The sequence below is a fragment of the Micromonospora sp. NBC_01796 genome, from assembly GCF_035917455.1.
In the GTDB taxonomy this organism is placed as follows: Bacteria; Actinomycetota; Actinomycetes; order Mycobacteriales; family Micromonosporaceae; genus Micromonospora_G.
The window spans coordinates 1,899,284-1,914,972 of the sequence record NZ_CP109078.1 but is presented as its reverse complement, the minus strand read 5'-3'; the positions used below and the strand labels follow the sequence as shown (position 1 = coordinate 1,914,972).

Annotated in this window: 12 protein-coding genes and 1 pseudogene; 9 read left to right on the top strand and 4 right to left on the bottom strand. The window is 70.8% G+C overall.

What is annotated here, in order from left to right:
- The first annotated feature begins 150 nt into the window (after positions 1-150).
- Complete coding sequence (guaA, locus tag OIE47_RS08775; protein WP_326561004.1) at positions 151-1,704, top strand: glutamine-hydrolyzing GMP synthase; 1,554 nt, start codon at positions 151-153, stop codon at positions 1,702-1,704.
- Positions 1,705-1,720: 16 nt separating this feature from the next.
- Here the strand turns inward: guaA and OIE47_RS08770 are convergent, their stop codons facing one another.
- Positions 1,721-1,996 carry a PspC domain-containing protein gene (locus OIE47_RS08770; protein ID WP_326563033.1) on the bottom strand — a complete coding sequence of 92 codons (276 nt, stop codon included), beginning with the start codon at positions 1,994-1,996 and terminating at the stop codon, positions 1,721-1,723.
- Between the two features lie 370 nt (positions 1,997-2,366).
- On the opposite strand from OIE47_RS08770, the gene OIE47_RS08765 reads away from it, so the two are divergent.
- From OIE47_RS08765 to OIE47_RS08755, 3 genes are all read left to right on the top strand, one after another.
- A complete protein-coding gene (locus OIE47_RS08765; protein WP_326561003.1) occupies positions 2,367-3,314 on the top strand; it encodes an NUDIX hydrolase in 948 nt (315 codons plus the stop codon).
- Between the two features lie 182 nt (positions 3,315-3,496).
- Positions 3,497-4,405 (top strand): NUDIX hydrolase, encoded by a 909-nt coding sequence (locus OIE47_RS08760; RefSeq protein ID WP_326561002.1) that lies wholly within the window; start codon positions 3,497-3,499, stop codon positions 4,403-4,405.
- A gap of 345 nt (positions 4,406-4,750) precedes the next feature.
- Positions 4,751-5,689 carry a CDP-alcohol phosphatidyltransferase family protein gene (locus tag OIE47_RS08755; protein WP_326563032.1) on the top strand — a complete coding sequence of 313 codons (939 nt, stop codon included), beginning with the start codon at positions 4,751-4,753 and terminating at the stop codon, positions 5,687-5,689.
- A 136-nt stretch (positions 5,690-5,825) separates the two neighbouring features.
- Here OIE47_RS08755 and OIE47_RS08750 read toward each other — a convergent pair whose 3' ends face one another.
- From OIE47_RS08750 to OIE47_RS08740, 3 genes and pseudogenes are all read right to left on the bottom strand, one after another.
- On the bottom strand, positions 5,826-7,079 hold the full coding sequence (locus tag OIE47_RS08750; RefSeq protein WP_326561001.1) for a phosphatidylserine decarboxylase: 1,254 nt from the start codon (positions 7,077-7,079) through the stop codon (positions 5,826-5,828).
- A gap of 442 nt (positions 7,080-7,521) precedes the next feature.
- A pseudogene (locus OIE47_RS08745) lies at positions 7,522-7,761 on the bottom strand (hypothetical protein); the annotation flags it as partial.
- A complete protein-coding gene (locus tag OIE47_RS08740; protein ID WP_326561000.1) occupies positions 7,758-9,455 on the bottom strand; it encodes a PspC domain-containing protein in 1,698 nt (565 codons plus the stop codon). The gene OIE47_RS08740 and the pseudogene OIE47_RS08745, both read right to left, overlap by 4 nt.
- A 199-nt stretch (positions 9,456-9,654) precedes the next feature.
- On the opposite strand from OIE47_RS08740, the gene OIE47_RS08735 reads away from it, so the two are divergent.
- The 5 genes from OIE47_RS08735 (at position 9,655) to OIE47_RS08715 (ending at position 15,681) form a co-directional block, all read left to right on the top strand.
- The gene (locus OIE47_RS08735) at positions 9,655-10,899 is read left to right on the top strand and encodes a PspC domain-containing protein (RefSeq protein ID WP_326563031.1); all 1,245 of its coding nucleotides are present in this window, start codon (positions 9,655-9,657) and stop codon (positions 10,897-10,899) included.
- A 30-nt stretch (positions 10,900-10,929) separates the two neighbouring features.
- Positions 10,930-11,625 (top strand): response regulator transcription factor, encoded by a 696-nt coding sequence (locus OIE47_RS08730; RefSeq protein ID WP_326560999.1) that lies wholly within the window; start codon positions 10,930-10,932, stop codon positions 11,623-11,625.
- Between the two features lie 330 nt (positions 11,626-11,955).
- Positions 11,956-13,593 carry a peptide ABC transporter substrate-binding protein gene (locus OIE47_RS08725; RefSeq protein WP_326560998.1) on the top strand — a complete coding sequence of 546 codons (1,638 nt, stop codon included), beginning with the start codon at positions 11,956-11,958 and terminating at the stop codon, positions 13,591-13,593.
- A 215-nt stretch (positions 13,594-13,808) separates the two neighbouring features.
- Entirely contained in the window at positions 13,809-14,744 is a 936-nt protein-coding gene (locus OIE47_RS08720; protein WP_326560997.1) for an ABC transporter permease, read from the top strand.
- On the top strand, positions 14,737-15,681 hold the full coding sequence (locus tag OIE47_RS08715) for an ABC transporter permease (RefSeq protein WP_326560996.1): 945 nt from the start codon (positions 14,737-14,739) through the stop codon (positions 15,679-15,681). Before OIE47_RS08720 ends, OIE47_RS08715 begins: the two co-directional genes overlap by 8 nt.
- Positions 15,682-15,689: the final 8 nt, after the last annotated feature.

The following is a 15,689-nucleotide window of genomic DNA, read 5'->3' as shown; positions in this document are numbered from 1 at the left end:
CCGACACCCTATTGACAAAACGCCAAGATGGCAGTTCAGGTTGCGTGTCCGGACCTGCCGAACATGATCGCGCGCCGCCGGCGGTCCGGGTGGGCGTCCGGTCCGGCGCGATTCGCTCCTACCCCGGGTCAGTAGGTAGGCTTCCTGCACATGAGCACGCCGCGCCCCGTCCTGGTGGTTGACTTCGGAGCCCAGTACGCCCAGCTCATCGCCCGTCGGGTACGGGAGGCGAAGGTCTACTCCGAGATCGTTCCGCACTCCATGCCGGTGGCCGAGATGCTGGCCCGGGATCCCGCGGCGATCATCCTCTCCGGCGGACCTTCGAGTGTCTACGCGCCCGGTGCGCCGCAGGTCGACGCCAAGCTGTTCGACGCCGGGGTGCCGATCTTCGGCATCTGTTACGGCTTCCAGGCGATGGCCCAGGCGCTCGGCGGCACGGTGGCACGTACCGGTGGTCGGGAGTTCGGTGGCACCGCGTTGAGCCCGGCGGCCGAGGCCGGTGTGCTGCTCCGCGAGTTGCCGGGTGACCTGTCGGTCTGGATGAGCCACGGTGACTGCGTGACCGAGGCGCCGGTCGGTTTCGCGGTGACCGCCGCGTCCGCCGGTGCGCCGGTGGCCGCGTTCGAGGACCTGGTGGGTCGTCGGGCCGGGGTGCAGTTCCACCCGGAGGTCGGGCACACCGCCCACGGCCAGACCATGCTGACCCGCTTCCTCTACGACGTCGCCGGGATCGAGCCGACCTGGACGCCGGCCAACATCATCGACGAGCAGGTGGCCGCGATCCGGGCCCGGGTGGGCGACCGGGAGGTCATCTGCGGCCTCTCCGGCGGGGTCGACTCGGCGGTCGCCGCGGCGCTGGTCCACCGGGCCGTCGGTGACCAGCTCACCTGCGTCTTCGTCGACCACGGGCTGCTGCGCGCCGGTGAGGCCGAGCAGGTGGAACAGGACTACGTCGCCGCGACCGGGATCAAGCTCAAGGTGGTCGACGCGGCCGACCGTTTCCTCGGTGCGCTGGCCGGTGTGGTCGACCCGGAGGAGAAGCGCAAGATCATCGGCCGGGAGTTCATCCGGGTCTTCGAGGCCGCCGCCCGTGAGGTGGCCGCCGCCGGGGACGTGGAGTTCCTGGTCCAGGGGACGCTCTACCCGGACGTGGTCGAGTCCGGCGGCGGCACCGGTACGGCCAACATCAAGTCTCACCACAACGTGGGCGGTCTGCCCGACGACCTGAAGTTCGCGCTGGTGGAGCCGCTGCGGACGCTCTTCAAGGACGAGGTACGGGCACTCGGGGTGGCCCTCGGGCTGCCCGAGGAGATGGTCTGGCGGCACCCGTTCCCCGGTCCGGGGCTGGCCATCCGGATCATCGGCTCGGTCGACCGGGAGCGGCTCGACCTGCTCCGCGCCGCCGACCTGATCGCCCGCGAGGAGCTGACCGCGTCCGGCCTGGACCGCGACGTCTGGCAGTTCCCGGTGGTGCTGCTCGCCGACGTACGCAGCGTCGGGGTGCAGGGCGACGGGCGCAGCTACGGTCATCCCGTGGTGCTGCGCCCGGTCTCCAGCGAGGATGCGATGACCGCGGACTGGTCCCGCCTGCCCTACGACCTGATCGGCCGGATCTCCACCCGGATCACCAACGAGGTGCCCGAGGTGAACCGGGTGGTGCTCGACGTCACCAGCAAGCCGCCGGGCACCATCGAGTGGGAGTAGCCCCGGGCGGACCCGGTCACGCCGACGGGGTGACCGGGCCCGTGCCGGGAGCCGGCTGGGTCCAGCCTGCCGGCGGCGTCCAGCCGGGGGCCGGGTGCGGCCACGCGGGCGCGCCGGCCGGCTCGGCCGGCATCAGGAACCACATGACCGGGTACGCCAGCAGCGCGACCCCGCCGGTGAGCACCACGGCGACGGCGAAGACGACCCGGACCAGGGTCGGGTCGACGGCGAAGTAGCGCCCCAGACCGCTCGCCACACCGGCGAGCATCCGATCGGTCACCGGCCGTCGCAACTGCCGGTACGGCGCCTGGAACTGCGGCCCCTGGCCCTGCGTCGCCCGGAACGGCCCTTGGAACCGTGGTCCCTGCGGCGGTCCTTGGGACGGCGGGGCCTGGAACTGCGGCCCCTGGAACGGCGGGGCTTGCGGCGGCCCCTGGGACGGTGAGGGCTGGAACGGCGGGGTCTGCCGGGTGGGGTCCTGCGGTGGCGGGGTCTGGTGCGAGGGCATCTCGGTCATGTCTCCACGGTCCGCGCCGGGCGGGCAGCCGACCTCGGTGACCGCCCCGATCCATACCCTGACTGTCCCCCGAAAGTGTGGCCATCTGTCAGGAATCTGACTCTGTTCATCGACCCGGAACATGATCCGGGGAGAATTTGGCCCTGTGACCCCTGCGCTGGAGCCGATTCGTAGGATTGCGGCTTACGCCGTTTGTACAGATTCCGAGGACCAGGTGCTGCTGGTACGCGCCTCGTCCCGGTCCGGCACGCCCGGAGTGTGGTCGTTGCCGGGCGGTGCGGTCGACCACGGTGAAGATCCCAACCACACGGTCGTACGGGAGACAGCCGCCGAGACCGGGCTGTCGGTCTCGGTGTCCGGGCTGATCGACGTGCTGGCCGACATGCGCTCCCTGCCCCAGCGGGGTGTCACCATCCACACCGACCGCCTGCTCTACCGGGTCTCGATCCGGGGCGGCACCCTCTGCGACCGGATCGGCCAGCCGACCGACCTGGCCCGCTGGTACAGCCTGGACGAGGCGAAGTCACTGCCGCTGCGCCCGTTCACCGCCCAGGCGCTGGAGCTGCCGCCGGGTCCGATCGACCTCTGCCCGGAGGAAGCACCCGACTTCCCGTCGTTCAATGCGGTGCCGGGCCCGGACGGGCTGCACCGCGCGCAGCGCTTCGCCGCGTACGCGGTGGCCACCGACCCGGCCGGGCGGGTGTTGCTGACCCGGGTCGCGGACGGCTACCCGGGTGCCGGTTGCTGGCACCTGCCCGGTGGCGGGACCGACTACGGCGAGCAGCCGGGTGCGGCGCTGATCCGGGAGCTGGTCGAGGAGACCGGCCAGCGCGGGCGCCTGATCGAGCTGCTCGGTGTGGCGAGTCACCGGGACGCCGCCTCGCTGGGGCCGGAGGGCTACCCGATCGACTGGCACGGCGTACGGGCCTTCTACCGGGTCGCGGTGGACGCGCCCGCGCCGCCGACCGTGGGCGACGTCGGCGGATCCACCTCCGAGGCGCGCTGGTTCGGCCCGGACGAACTGGCCGCCCTGCCCGCCGAGCGGCTCACCGAGGTGACCGCCGAGGCCGTCGAGGCCGCCCGCCGCCCCTGACACCCCACCCGCCGCCCGCCCTGCCCCCGACCCCCGCTTGCTCCGACAACCGGGTAGGAAGGGTCCCTTCCGCTGCCAGGAGCGGTACCCGGGGACCCTTCGTCACCGCTCGGGCGTGACGGACTGCCGGGCGGCGGAGCTAACCTCGTGATCAACGGATGTCGACACGGGGGACGGGTGCAATGCGGCGGCGGCGGATCGGGGCGTACGGGCTGTGCCGGGACGACGAGGGGCGGGTGCTGCTGACCCGGTCGTCGAAGACCGCCGACATCGCCGGAATCTGGCAGGTCCCCGGTGGTGGTGTGGGGCACGGGGAACACCCGGCGACGGCCCTGGTCCGGGAGTTCGCCGAGGAGACCGGGCTGCGGGTCGAGGTCGTCGAGGTGAGCGCGGTGCTGTCCGACCTGAGCCGGCTGGGCAAGCCGGACGAGGACGTGCACACCGACCGGGTCATCTACCGGGTACGCCCGACCGGCGGCACCCTGCGCTCCGACCCGGACGGCACCACCGACCTGGTGGCCTGGGTCCCACCCGAGGAGTTGCCCCGGTTGCCGCTGATGCCGTTCACCGCCGAACTGCTCGGCCAGCCGGTCACACCGCTGCCGGAGGCGCCCCCGGGTGCCGTACGCCGGCCGCTGCCACCGTTGCCGCCCAACGCCGGCCAGCGCTTCGCCGCGTACGGGTTGGTGACCGACCCGGCCGGGAGGGTGCTGCTGTCGCTGATCGCCCCGAGGTATCCGGGCGCCGGGCGGTGGCACCTGCCCGGTGGCGGGACCGATCACGGCGAGCAGCCGGCCACCGGGCTGCTGCGCGAGTTGATGGAGGAGGCGGGGCAGCTGGGCCGGGTCACCGACCTGATCGATGTCACGCACCTGCACAGTCCCGCCGCCAGCGGGCCGGAGGGCCGGCCGATGAACTGGCACAGCGTACGGGTGATCTATCGGGTCGAGGTGGACGTGCCGACCGAGGCGCGGGTGACCGAGGCCCCCGGGGGATCGACGGCCGAGGCTGCCTGGTTCCCGGTGGCCGAGGCCGCGAGGCTCCCGCTCACCGACGTCGCGGCGCTGGGACTGGAGCGGTTGGGCAGGTAAAACGTCGCCGAAATGACCGTTGTGGATGATTCCGATACACTGACAGCGTGTGTTCCGGTGGCCATCCGCCGGGATTGTGCCCCGGACAGGGTCTCTGAGCGGATCGAGCGGTTTGCGGGAAATGCTCCGCCGGCAGCTATCGCCAAGGCGCTTCCGTCTGTGCGATGGTGTAGGCCGCAAAAGCTTGCCGGCCAACAACCCCAGGACCCCGGCATGAGTCAGCCGGGTCGCCACCGGGGGTGGCGGACGAGTCGATCGGGTAATGGAGGAAACGTGCCGAGAGCCCCTTGGCGTCGGCGTACGACAGAGAACCCGCGCCCCGCCGGGCGCCGCTGGACCGGGCAGTTGCGCCGGGGTGGCGCGTTCGCCAGGCAGGTGCTGCTGGTTCGGGTCGCACGTCGGGACGACGAGCGGGGTGGCATGACCGCCACCGTCCTCCGGCCGGAACACCATTATCCAGGTGATCCCCGAGCCCCGTTCCGCAGCCGGTACGGTTTCGACCGGCTGACCGAGGCCGAGATCGAGTCGGTCGCACCGGTCAGTCCCGCGATCGGGCCGATGAGCCCGGTCGACGACGTGTCGCCCGGGATGGCCATCCCGCTGCTGCCCGGCGAGCGTACGCTCGGCCGCCGGGTCAAGTTCGCCCTGGTCAACGGCTGCACCCTGGCCAGCCTGACGCTCGGGATGCTGGCCATCTTCCTGGCCATGCGGGGCGACGAGCGCACGGCGGCGATCTGCCTGATCGCCTGCGTGGTCTTCGACGGCCTCGACGGGGCACTGGCCCGCAAGCTCGGGGTGGCCAGTCCGTTCGGCGCCCAGATGGACTCGCTGGCCGACATGTGCTCGTTCGGCCTGGCGGCCCCCGTGGTGGTCTACGCCTCGCTGTCCGGTTCGGTCTCGACCCCGGCTGCCGCCGTCGCCTGCGCCCTGGTCGCGGCATGCGCCGCGATCCGGCTGGCCCGGTTCAACGTCTCGCCCAAGGACGGGCGGTTCTTCTGCGGGGTGCCGACCACGATGGCCGCCGCGGTGCTCGCGCTGGTGGTGCTGATCGGGCTGCCGGTCCCCGGCACGGTCCAGGTCGCCGGGGTCGGGCTGCTGGCCTTCGCGATGGTCTCCAGCTTCCCCTACGCCAAGCTCGCCCGGCTGGTGAAGCTGCCGCCGTGGGTGTGGCTGGCACCGGTGATCGGCGCGCTCGTCGACGTCCGGCTCACCTTCGCGCTCCTGGTGGTCGCGTACCTGGCCAGCGGCCCGCTGCTCTGGTGGCGCCAGCGCGGCACCATCTGACCCACCCGCCCCGCCCCGGCACCGGCTGACCCACGGCCCTGCGCCCGGCACCAGCTTGATCGATGCTCGACGCGCCTCGACCGCTGTGGTCGGGGCGCTCCGAGATCTCTCCGGGGCGCCCCGACCCACATCAGGCTCAGCGCCAGCGTGCGATCACCGACGACCCGCCGATCACCTTGTCGCCCGGTCCCACCAGCGGGTCGGCCGCCTCGGCGGGCAGGTAGACGTCGGTACGCGAGCCGAACCGGATCAGTCCGATCCGCTCACCCTTGGCCAGCAGTGCCCCCACGGGGGCGCGCTGCACGATCCGGCGGGCGATCAGGCCCGTACGCTGCGCCACCACGACCGTGCCCCGCTCGGTGTCCAACACCGTGTACGCGGCCACGTTGTGCTCCGCGGCCGGTTTCATCGCGGCGGCGAAACCACCGTCGGCGACGAAGTAGTCGACCACCTTGCCCGCCACCGGTGACCGGTTGACGTGCACGTCGAGTACGGAGAGGAACACCGCGACGCGGAGGAACTCGCCGTCGCCGAAGCGTTCGTCGATGAGCCGCTCGACCGACAGCACCCGGCCGTCGGCGGCGGCGACCACGGCGGATTCGTCGTCGGGCAGGTCACGCTCCGGGTCGCGGAAGAACGCGGCCACCGGGGCGGCGGCGAGCGCGGGCACCAGCCACAGCCGGGACTTCGGTCGGGTGATCTTGGCGAGTGCGGCCAGGCCGAGCGCGATTCCGGCGGCGGCGATCCCGTTCGAGTCGATGTGCATCGTGCGGGTGATCGGGACGCTCGACGGCCGGTACACGGGCGCCAGCCGCGCGGCCGTCGCGACCTCCGCCGGGGTGAACCGGAGCCGGTGGATCCGCAGCGGTGGTTGGTTCAGCAGGACCAGGTCGGTGCCGACACCGAACAGGGCCGACTGCCGGTCCAGTTCCGCGCCGGCGCCCTCGGTCCGGCCGGGCATCGCCGGCACCGCGACCGTCAGCACCCCGCCCTTGGCGAGTTGTGCACCCAGTTCGGACAGGGTGGCACGGGTCTCGTCGACGGTGCCGGTCAGCGGGACGGCCGCCAGCACGATTTCCGCCGGCTGGGCCTCGGCGAGTTCGTCGACGATCTGGATCCGGTCGGCCACCCAGGGACCGTGGGCGGCGACGTGGGTGCGTAGCTGTGCCGCGTCGCCCGGTTCGGCCGGTACGAGGGTGAGCACGTCGCCGGGGAGCAGGGCACTGATCGCGGCGTCGAGCACCGCGGTGTCCGCCTGTGCCCCGACCAGCAGTGCGGTCTTCGAACCGTGGTGCCGGGCCAGCTCGGCGGTGAGCGTACGGGCGGCCCGCTCGCCGAGGCGGACCGGACCCTGCGGAGCGGGGGTGGGCACGGCGGGGGACTGGGTCATCTGGAGCGAACTCCTCGGTGGGTGAGGGCGGGCGAGTGGGACTCGTCCCGGTGGGGCCCTAACCGGTCGCCTGACGCGGACCGGCCGGCGGAGGTGGAAACCTCCGCCGGCCAGTTTATGCACGACCCACGCCGGACCACAGCGATCGGTATCAGTCCCGGTGATCGTCGGGCCGGGGCTGGTCGACGCCGCCGGTCGGTCGACCCGGCACGGGGTCGGTCGCGTCCGGGTCGACCCGGGGGAATTCGGCGGTGCCGTACTCGCGGGTGGTGGATTCGGCCGTGCGGTACTCGGAGGTGGTGAAATCGGCCGTGCGGTACTCCGGGGTGGTGGAGTCGGCCGTGCCGTACTCCGGGGTGGTGAAATCGGCCGTGCCGTAGTCGGAGGTGGTGAATCCGACCGGGGTCGGGTCGGTGCCGGGGGCGGCAGACGCCGGTGCCGTCGGCAGCGGGCCACCGTCCGTCACCGGAGCGGCCGGCGGGGTCGCCGCCGCCGTGGACCGCCCCGAGCGCAGCGCCCCGAGCAGACCCAGTACGCCGACCAGGATCAGCCCGCCGGCCAGTATCCAGCCGACCTCGGGCAGGTTCAGGTCGAGGACCTGGGCGACCAGCCACCAACCGGCGACCCCCAGGAAGATCAGCGCGAACACCAGGGAGACCCCGTCGGTCCGGTGCGCCTTCATCGGTACACCTCCGCATCACCAGCGTTGACGTGCAGGAACAGGCGCAGCTTTCCGCCTCCGGGGCCGTCCGCACCAAGGTCGGTGACCTGCCGGGACGGATTGTTCACACCGCTCCACCGGTCACCGAAGATGCGCGCGTCGCCGGCGTTCACGTCCGCGTTCGTGGTCACGTCCACGTTCGCCGGCACCATCACCCGGAGCTTGCCGAAGTTGACCTGGACGGTCACCTGGACGTCCCGGTCGGTGAAGTCGACGTGGGTGAGGTCGAGGGTGCCGTCGCCGAAGGTCGTCTCGTACCGGGTGGCGAGATCGTCGATGCTGGCCGGCGTCCAGATCGCGGTGCCGTTCGGACCGTTCGGCGGGTCGATCGACTGGGCGACGGTGGAGATGCCGAGCGCCGCGCTCGCCACCAGGCCGAGGGCGATCAGCCAACGGGCGCGGCCGAACCAGGCACCGACCAGGAGCCCGAGCGCGATGGTGACGAGCGCCGCGGCGAAGTAGGTGGCGGGTGAGACCTCAACCCGGTTGCTGACGTCGAGGATGACCACCACCCCCAGCGCCACGAAGATCAGGGAGAAGGTGGCGGCGCCGAGCGGGGATCGCTCCCGGGGCGGCTTCGGCGGCTTGGTGCGCTTGGTGGCCGGGGCCGCCCCGGGCCGGTAGCCCGGTGGTTGGCCGGCGCCGCCGGCGTACGGGCCGTGCGGTGCGAAGGGCGGTCGGTAGCCACCCGGAACCGAACCACCGGCCGGTGCGCCCAACGGGGCTCCGGGAGCCGCATACGGGGCACTCGGCCAGTTCGCCGGTCCGGACGGCGGCGGCGTGATCACCGGGCCGGGACCACCGGCGTACGCCGGACCGGAGCCGCCCGCGTACGCCGGTGCCGCCGGTGCGGGACCGGCCGGCTGGGCCGGTGCGGCCGGGCGGTACCAGTCCGGGTACGCCTCGGCGTGCGTGGCCGTCGGAGCCCCGCTGGAGGGCGCGTAGGGCGTCGCCCCGTACGCCGGGCCGTAAGCGGGGCCGGGGGGCGGCGGCACCCCGGGCGGCGCGCCCGCCGGACCACCGGTGCCCCGGGCGTTTCGGTTGAGCAGCAGCGCGCCACCGATCAGGATCGCCGCGCCCAGCATGATGGCCCGGAAGGAGTCGGTCACGATCAGCCCGAACATGACCGCCACCAGCAGCCCGAGGACGATCACGGTCACCGGTGACATGCTCGACCGGCCCCGGCCCAGCATCGACTCCACCGGCGAGGCGCTGTCCCCCTCGGCCGGGATGATCAGCCAGGCGGCGACGTAGACCAGCACCCCGATCCCGCCGAAGAAACCCAGCACGGCGAGGAGCACCCGCCACAGGATCGGGTCGGTGTTGGTGGCCCGGCCGATCGCCGCGCACACCCCGGCCAGGTAGCGCCCCTCGCGGGGCCGGACCAGGCCGTACCGGGAGGTGAAGCCCGCCGGGCCGGGTGGCGGCGGGCCGGGGGGTGGTCCGTACCCCCAGGGGGGTGGTGGGTTGGCGCCCGGCGGTGGTCCGCCGGGCGGCGGCGCCGCACCGGGTCCGGTCGGTTCGTCCGGGCCGGCCGGGGCGTCGGCCCCGGCGGCCGTGGTGGGCGAAGATGCCGGACCGGGCAGCGGAGGCTGCGGCGGGTCGGCGCTCTCCGTCGGGGCCGGTCGTCGTGACGCGGCAGCTTCTTCGGTCATGGTTACGAGTTTCGTCTTCCGGCGGTCCGAGTGGCCTCAGGCGCGAACCCTGAAGCCACCCTGAGATCTCCGGCGGCAATGTTCCGGGGCGTCCCCGTGGTCAGGGTGCCCGAAAACGTGTGACGATCGAGTCCACGGCCGACGACCGGATCGCCCCGACCGCCGGGATGGTCCGACCGGCACGACCAGGGAGTCACCGATCAGCGCCGCCACCGAGCCCCGCCTCTACCGCGCCCGCGACCACCGCATGGTGGCCGGCGTGGCCACCGGCGTTGCCGAACACCTGGGCATCTCGGTGGTCCGGGTACGGGTGGCCTTCGTCGTCCTGCTCGGGCTCAGCGGCCTGGGGCTGCTGCTCTACGCGGCGTTCTGGGCGGTGGTGCCGGTACGCGCCAGCGAGACCAATGTGTCGCCGCGCCGGGACATCCTGGAACTGCTGCCGTTCGTGGCCATCGGGCTCGGCGTACTGGTGATCCAGATCATGGTGTTCGGCTCCACCGGCGTCGCAGGCACGGCGGGATGGCTGGTCGCGATCATCGCGGTGGGTGCCGGCGTGATCTGGCACCAGTCCACCCCCGAACGGCGCCGGCAGTGGAGCGAGACCATGCCCGTGCCCTGGCTGGGTGCGGTGCTGGAGGAGAGCGACCGACGGGCCTTCGTACTGCGCTTCATCGGCGGCGGACTGCTGGTCGCGGTCGGGGTGGTCGGCGTGGTGGCGGTCTACACGCCGCAGGCCAACTTCGACGCGGTCGCGAACGGCGTGATCTTCGCGTTGGTCGGGCTGGCCGGTGTCGGGGTGGTCGCCGCCCCGGTGCTCTGGCGGATGTTCAACCAGTTGCGTACGGAGCGTGAGGGGCGGATCCGGGAGCGGGAGCGGGCCGAACTGGCGGCGATGGTGCACGACCAGGTGCTGCACACCCTCGCCCTGATCCAGCGCAACGCCGCCGACGTCAAGACCGTCCAGCGCCTGGCCAGGGGTCAGGAACGGTCGCTGCGCAACTGGCTGTACAAGCCCACCGGGTCGCCGACGGAGCGGTTCGCCGCCGCGCTGGAGCAGGTGGCCGCCGAGGTCGAGGACACCTTCGCGATCACCGTGGAAACCGTTGTCGTCGGCGACCGGGAGACCGACGAGCGGATCGCCGCGCTGGTCGCCGCGGCCCGGGAGGCCCTGGTCAACGCGGCCCGGCACGCGAAGGTCGAGACGGTCTCGCTCTACGCCGAGGTGGAGCCGGAGCAGGTGAGCGTCTTCGTCCGCGATCGCGGTGCCGGCTTCGACCCGACTACCGTGGGAGATCACCGGCACGGCGTACGGGGCTCGATCATCGGGCGGATGGACCGGCACGGTGGCAAGGCGGAGATCCGCAGCGAGCCGGGCGACGGCACCGAGGTACGGCTGATCATGCCGACCACCCGGGACGGCGCCGGCTCGGGAAGCACCTGGTAGCACCATGGCCGGGCAGAGCGAGGAGAGGTCATGACTGAGGACAGCGGAACGGCCGGGAGCAGCGGGACGGCCGAGGGTGCCGCCGAGCGGCGGTTGCGGGTCTTCCTGGTCGACGACCACGCGATGTTCCGGGCCGGGGTCCGGGCCGAACTGGGTGTGCACGTCGAGGTGGTCGGTGAGGCGAGCACGGTGGCCGAGGCGGTCAACCGGATCGCGCTGACCGTGCCGGACGTGGTGCTGCTCGACGTACACATGCCCGACGGTGGGGGCCGGGCGGTGCTGGACGCGATGCGCCGTACCCATCCCGGGATCCGGTTCCTCGCCCTGAGCGTGTCCGACGCGGCCGAGGACGTGATCGGCCTGATCCGGGCCGGTGCCCGGGGGTACGTCACCAAGACGATCTCGCCGGACGAGTTGACCTCGGCGATCCGCCGGGTGGCCGACGGGGACGCGGTGTTCAGTCCCCGGCTGGCCGGCTTCGTGCTGGACGCCTTCGCCGCCCGGCCGGACGCGCCGGTGGCGGACCCGGAGCTGGACCAGCTCACCAACCGGGAGCGTGAGGTGCTCCGGTTGCTCGCCCGCGGGTACGCCTACAAGGAGATCGCCAAGGAGTTGTTCATCTCGATCAAGACGGTCGAGACGCACGTCTCCAACGTCCTGCGCAAGCTCCAGATGTCCAACCGTTACGAACTTTCCCGCTGGGCCGCCGACCGCCGGTTGGTCTGAAGACCGCGCCCCGACCGGTACTCCCGCCACAGGGGCTTCTGTCGGGATAGGACCCACACCCTCGGTACGCGTCTGACATCCGACAGTGGTCGCGCCGGAGCTGAGCGAGTGGCCGAAGCTCGTGGATGCGTGCACCTCCGGCCGGCGCTGTTTGTGCTCGCGCGGCGGCGGTTGAGGTAGATCTAGCAGGGCAAATGGTGATCTTGGTGAGTATTCACCGAACGCTCTCGGTCTAACGGCTTGATAACGGCACCTTCACGGAACGGGCGTTCGGTGTCACAGTGTCAAGCACCTCACACCCCCTCGTGAGCGCCCTGAGGAGGCACTCCCATGCGCGGGAAAACCCTGAAGGTGGCGGTCGCTACGACCGCCATCGCGCTGATTGCTACAGGTTGCAGCAGCAGCGACCCGGAAGAGTCCGGGTCGTCGAACAGCAACGCGGTCGTCTCGATCGAGATCGCTGAGCCGCAGCACCTGATCCCATCCAACACCACGGAGACGAGCGGGGCGCAGGTCCTGTCCGCGCTCTTCTCGCCGCTGGTGGACTTCGACAAGGACAACAAGCCGTTCGAGGTCGCCGCCGAGTCGATCTCGTCGACGGACAACACCCTGTGGACGATCAAGCTGAAGGACGGCTACACCTTCCACAACGGTGAGAAGGTCAACGCCGACAGCTACATCAACGCCTGGAACCACGGCGCCTACGGCCCGAACGGCAACGGCGGCTCCTACTTCTGGGACAAGGTGGAAGGCTTCGCCGACCTCCAGTCGACCGACCCGGACGGCGAGGAGGGCCCGCAGAAGGCCCCCGAGCCCAAGGCGAAGAAGCTGAGCGGCCTGGCGAAGGTCGACGACCTCACCTTCACGGTGAAGCTGTCCGCCCCGTTCAGCGAGTTCAAGGCCGTCCTGGGCTACACCTCGTTCTACCCGCTGCCGGCGTCGGCATGGCAGTCCGAGGGCGTGCTCAAGGAGGGCTTCGAGGACGCGATCGTCGGTAACGGCCCGTTCAAGCTCAAGGGTTCGTGGCAGCACGACCAGGGCATCGAGGTCGAGCGGTACGACGCCTTCCCCGGCACCAAGCCGAAGGTCGGCGGCGTCAACTTCAAGATCTACCAGCAGCTCACCTCGGCCTACGCGGACCTGCAGGCGGATAACCTCGACGTGATCAAGACGATCCCGACCGAGAACCTGTCGAGCGCCCAGACGGACCTCGGCGACCGGTTCAAGCAGTCCCCGGCGTCGACCTTCCAGTTCGTCGCGTTCCCGACGTTCCAGCCCGAGTTCGCCAAGCCCGAGGTCCGCAAGGCCATCTCGAAGGCGATCGACCGGGACGAGATCATCAAGGCGGTCTTCAAGAACTCGCAGAAGTCGGCCCACTCGTTCGTCTCGCCGGTTGTCGCCGGGTACCGGGACAACACCTGTGGCGAGGCCTGCGTGTTCGACGCCGCCAAGGCGAAGGCCGAGTACACCGCGGCCGGCGGCCCGGCCAAGCTCCAGATCTCGTACAACGGTGACGGTGGGCACAAGGAGTGGGTGGACGCCACCTGCAACCAGCTCAAGACCAACCTGGGTGTCGAGTGCGTCGGCACCGCCGAGCCGAAGTTCGCCGACCTGCTGACCAAGGTGGAGTCGAAGACTCCGGTCGGCATGTTCCGCATGGGCTGGGTCATGGACTACCCGTCCATGGAGAACTACCTCGGCCCGCTCTACAGCACCAACGGTTCGTCGAACTACTACGGGTACAGCAACCCGGCCTTCGACGCTCTCGTCAAGGAAGGCGCCGCGGCGCCGAGCCTCGAAGAGGCGATCAAGAAGTACCAGCAGGCCGAGGACATCCTCGTCAAGGACATGCCGGTGATCCCGCTGCGGTTCGGGCAGAACACGTTCGGTCACTCGAACAAGGTCAAGAACGTGGAGATCGACCTCTTCAACCGGGTCGACCTGCTGAAGATCGAAGCCGTCAGCTGAACTGACCGCTGAGCGGCGGATGGTCCGAGTCACCTGCGGGAAGTTCGGTGGCTCGGACCATCCGGCGAGTGGTCCGGCGGCTGGGTGGTGCCCGCTGCGGACCACCTCCGTGGCGTCACCGATGACCGTGCGGTGACGCCATCGCCGCGTCCACACCACTGCGGTCCGCTGTCCACAAGGCAGCCATCGACGCCTGTCCCATGAAGGACGAAGACATGTTCCGTTTCATTGTCCGGCGCCTGCTGCAGATGGTCCTGACGTTCATCGGGGCCACCCTGCTCGTATACGCGCTCATGTTCAGCAACCAGGGCAGCCCGGCGCGGGTCATCCAGTCCCTGGTCGGCGAACGCCCGGTCACTGCCGCCCAGGTCCAGGTCCTCACCGAGCGTTACCACCTGAACGAGGGCTTCTGGGTCCAGTACGGCTACTACATGAAAGGCCTGCTGCAACTCGACTTCGGCACCTCGCTGACCGGCCGTCCGATCGGCGACATGATCGCCCAGGCCTGGCCGGTGACGATCCGGCTCGCCCTGATCGGCGTGCTGTTCGCCATCCTGTTCGGCGTGACCGCGGGCGTGGTCGCCGGCATCCGCCGCGCCGGTCTGTTCGACAATGCCACGCTGATCCTCACCCTGCTACTCATTTCCGTGCCGGTGATCGTGCTGGCCCCGCTGGCCCAGTACTTCTTCGGCATCAAGCTCGGCTGGTTCCCCCCGACCGCCGGTGGTGACCCGACCTGGTGGGCGCTGATCCTGCCGGGCCTGGTGTTGGGATCACTCTCGCTCGCCACCTACTCCCGGCTGACCCGTACCTCGGTGGCGGAGAACCTGCGCGCCGACTACGTCCGTACGGCCCGGGCCAAGGGCCTGCCGCCGCGTCGGGTGATCGGGGTGCACGTGCTCCGCAACTCGCTGATCCCGGTCGTCACCTACATCGGCATCGACATCGGTGGCCTGATGAGCGGCGCGATCATCACCGAAGGCGTGTTCAACATCCCCGGCGTGGGGTTCAACCTCTTCCGCGGTATCCGTACCGAGGACGGACCTCTGGTTGTCGGCTTCGTCAGCCTGCTGGTCATCGTCTTCCTGGTCGCGAACCTGATCGTCGACATCATGTACGCCGTGCTCGACCCGAGGATCCGCTATGAGTAATCTCGAATCGATCGCCGCGGCCGAGACCCCCGCCGCGAATCCAGCCCCGGTCGGACCGGCCGGTGGTGCCAAGACGGACAAGCCGCGCAGCCTGGCCGGCGACGCCTGGCGCGACCTGCGCCGTAACCCCATCTTCTGGGTCGCCGCCACGCTGGTGGTGCTCTTCGTGGTGATGGCGATCGTGCCGCAACTGTTCACCCCGGCGGATCCCGCGAGTTGCGCGCTGTCCCGGCAGTACGCCCCGCCCAGCGGGCGGGCCTGGTTCGGTTACGACTTCCAGGGTTGCGACCTGTTCGCCCGGACCATCTACGGTGCTCGTGCGTCGATCCAGGTCGGCGTCTTCGCCATGCTGCTGACCGGCACGATCGCGCTGGTCGTCGGCCTCTCGTCGGGTTACTTCGGCGGCTGGGTGGACACCATCCTGTCCCGGGTGACCGACATCGTGCTGGGCATCCCGCTGCTGCTGGCCGCGATCGTGCTCGGCAAGCGCCTCGCCGGCGACCGTCAGGGCACCGGCATCTGGACCGTGGTGATCGTGCTGGGCGTGCTCGGCTGGACCACCGCGTCCCGGGTCATGCGCTCCTCGGTGATCAGTGCCAAGAACCAGGACTACGTGGCCGCCGCCCGGATGCTCGGTGCCGGGCACGGCCGGATCATGTTCCGGCACATCCTGCCCAACGCGCTCGCGCCGTTCGTGGTGGTGCTGACCATCGCGCTCGGCGGTTTCATCTCGGTCGAGGCGACCCTGTCGTTCCTCGGCATCGGGCTGAAGGCACCGGCCATCTCCTGGGGCATCGACATCTCCAGTTCGACCGTGCGGGTACGGGAGAACGCGACCCCACTGATCGCGCCGTCGGCGTTCCTGGCGATGACCGTGCTCGCGTTCATCATGCTCGGCGACGCGATCCGCGACGCTTTCGACCCGAAGCTGCGGTAGGAGATTCC

Coding starts and splice junctions, on each gene's coding strand:
- OIE47_RS08760 (WP_326561002.1), top strand. CDS start 3,497: ATGCGGCGGCGGCGGATCGGGGCGTACGGGCTGTGCCGGGACGACGAG.
- OIE47_RS08740 (WP_326561000.1), bottom strand. CDS start 9,455: ATGACCGAAGAAGCTGCCGCGTCACGACGACCGGCCCCGACGGAGAGC.
- guaA (WP_326561004.1), top strand. CDS start 151: ATGAGCACGCCGCGCCCCGTCCTGGTGGTTGACTTCGGAGCCCAGTAC.
- OIE47_RS08730 (WP_326560999.1), top strand. CDS start 10,930: ATGACTGAGGACAGCGGAACGGCCGGGAGCAGCGGGACGGCCGAGGGT.
- OIE47_RS08725 (WP_326560998.1), top strand. CDS start 11,956: ATGCGCGGGAAAACCCTGAAGGTGGCGGTCGCTACGACCGCCATCGCG.
- OIE47_RS08750 (WP_326561001.1), bottom strand. CDS start 7,079: ATGACCCAGTCCCCCGCCGTGCCCACCCCCGCTCCGCAGGGTCCGGTC.
- OIE47_RS08720 (WP_326560997.1), top strand. CDS start 13,809: ATGTTCCGTTTCATTGTCCGGCGCCTGCTGCAGATGGTCCTGACGTTC.
- OIE47_RS08715 (WP_326560996.1), top strand. CDS start 14,737: ATGAGTAATCTCGAATCGATCGCCGCGGCCGAGACCCCCGCCGCGAAT.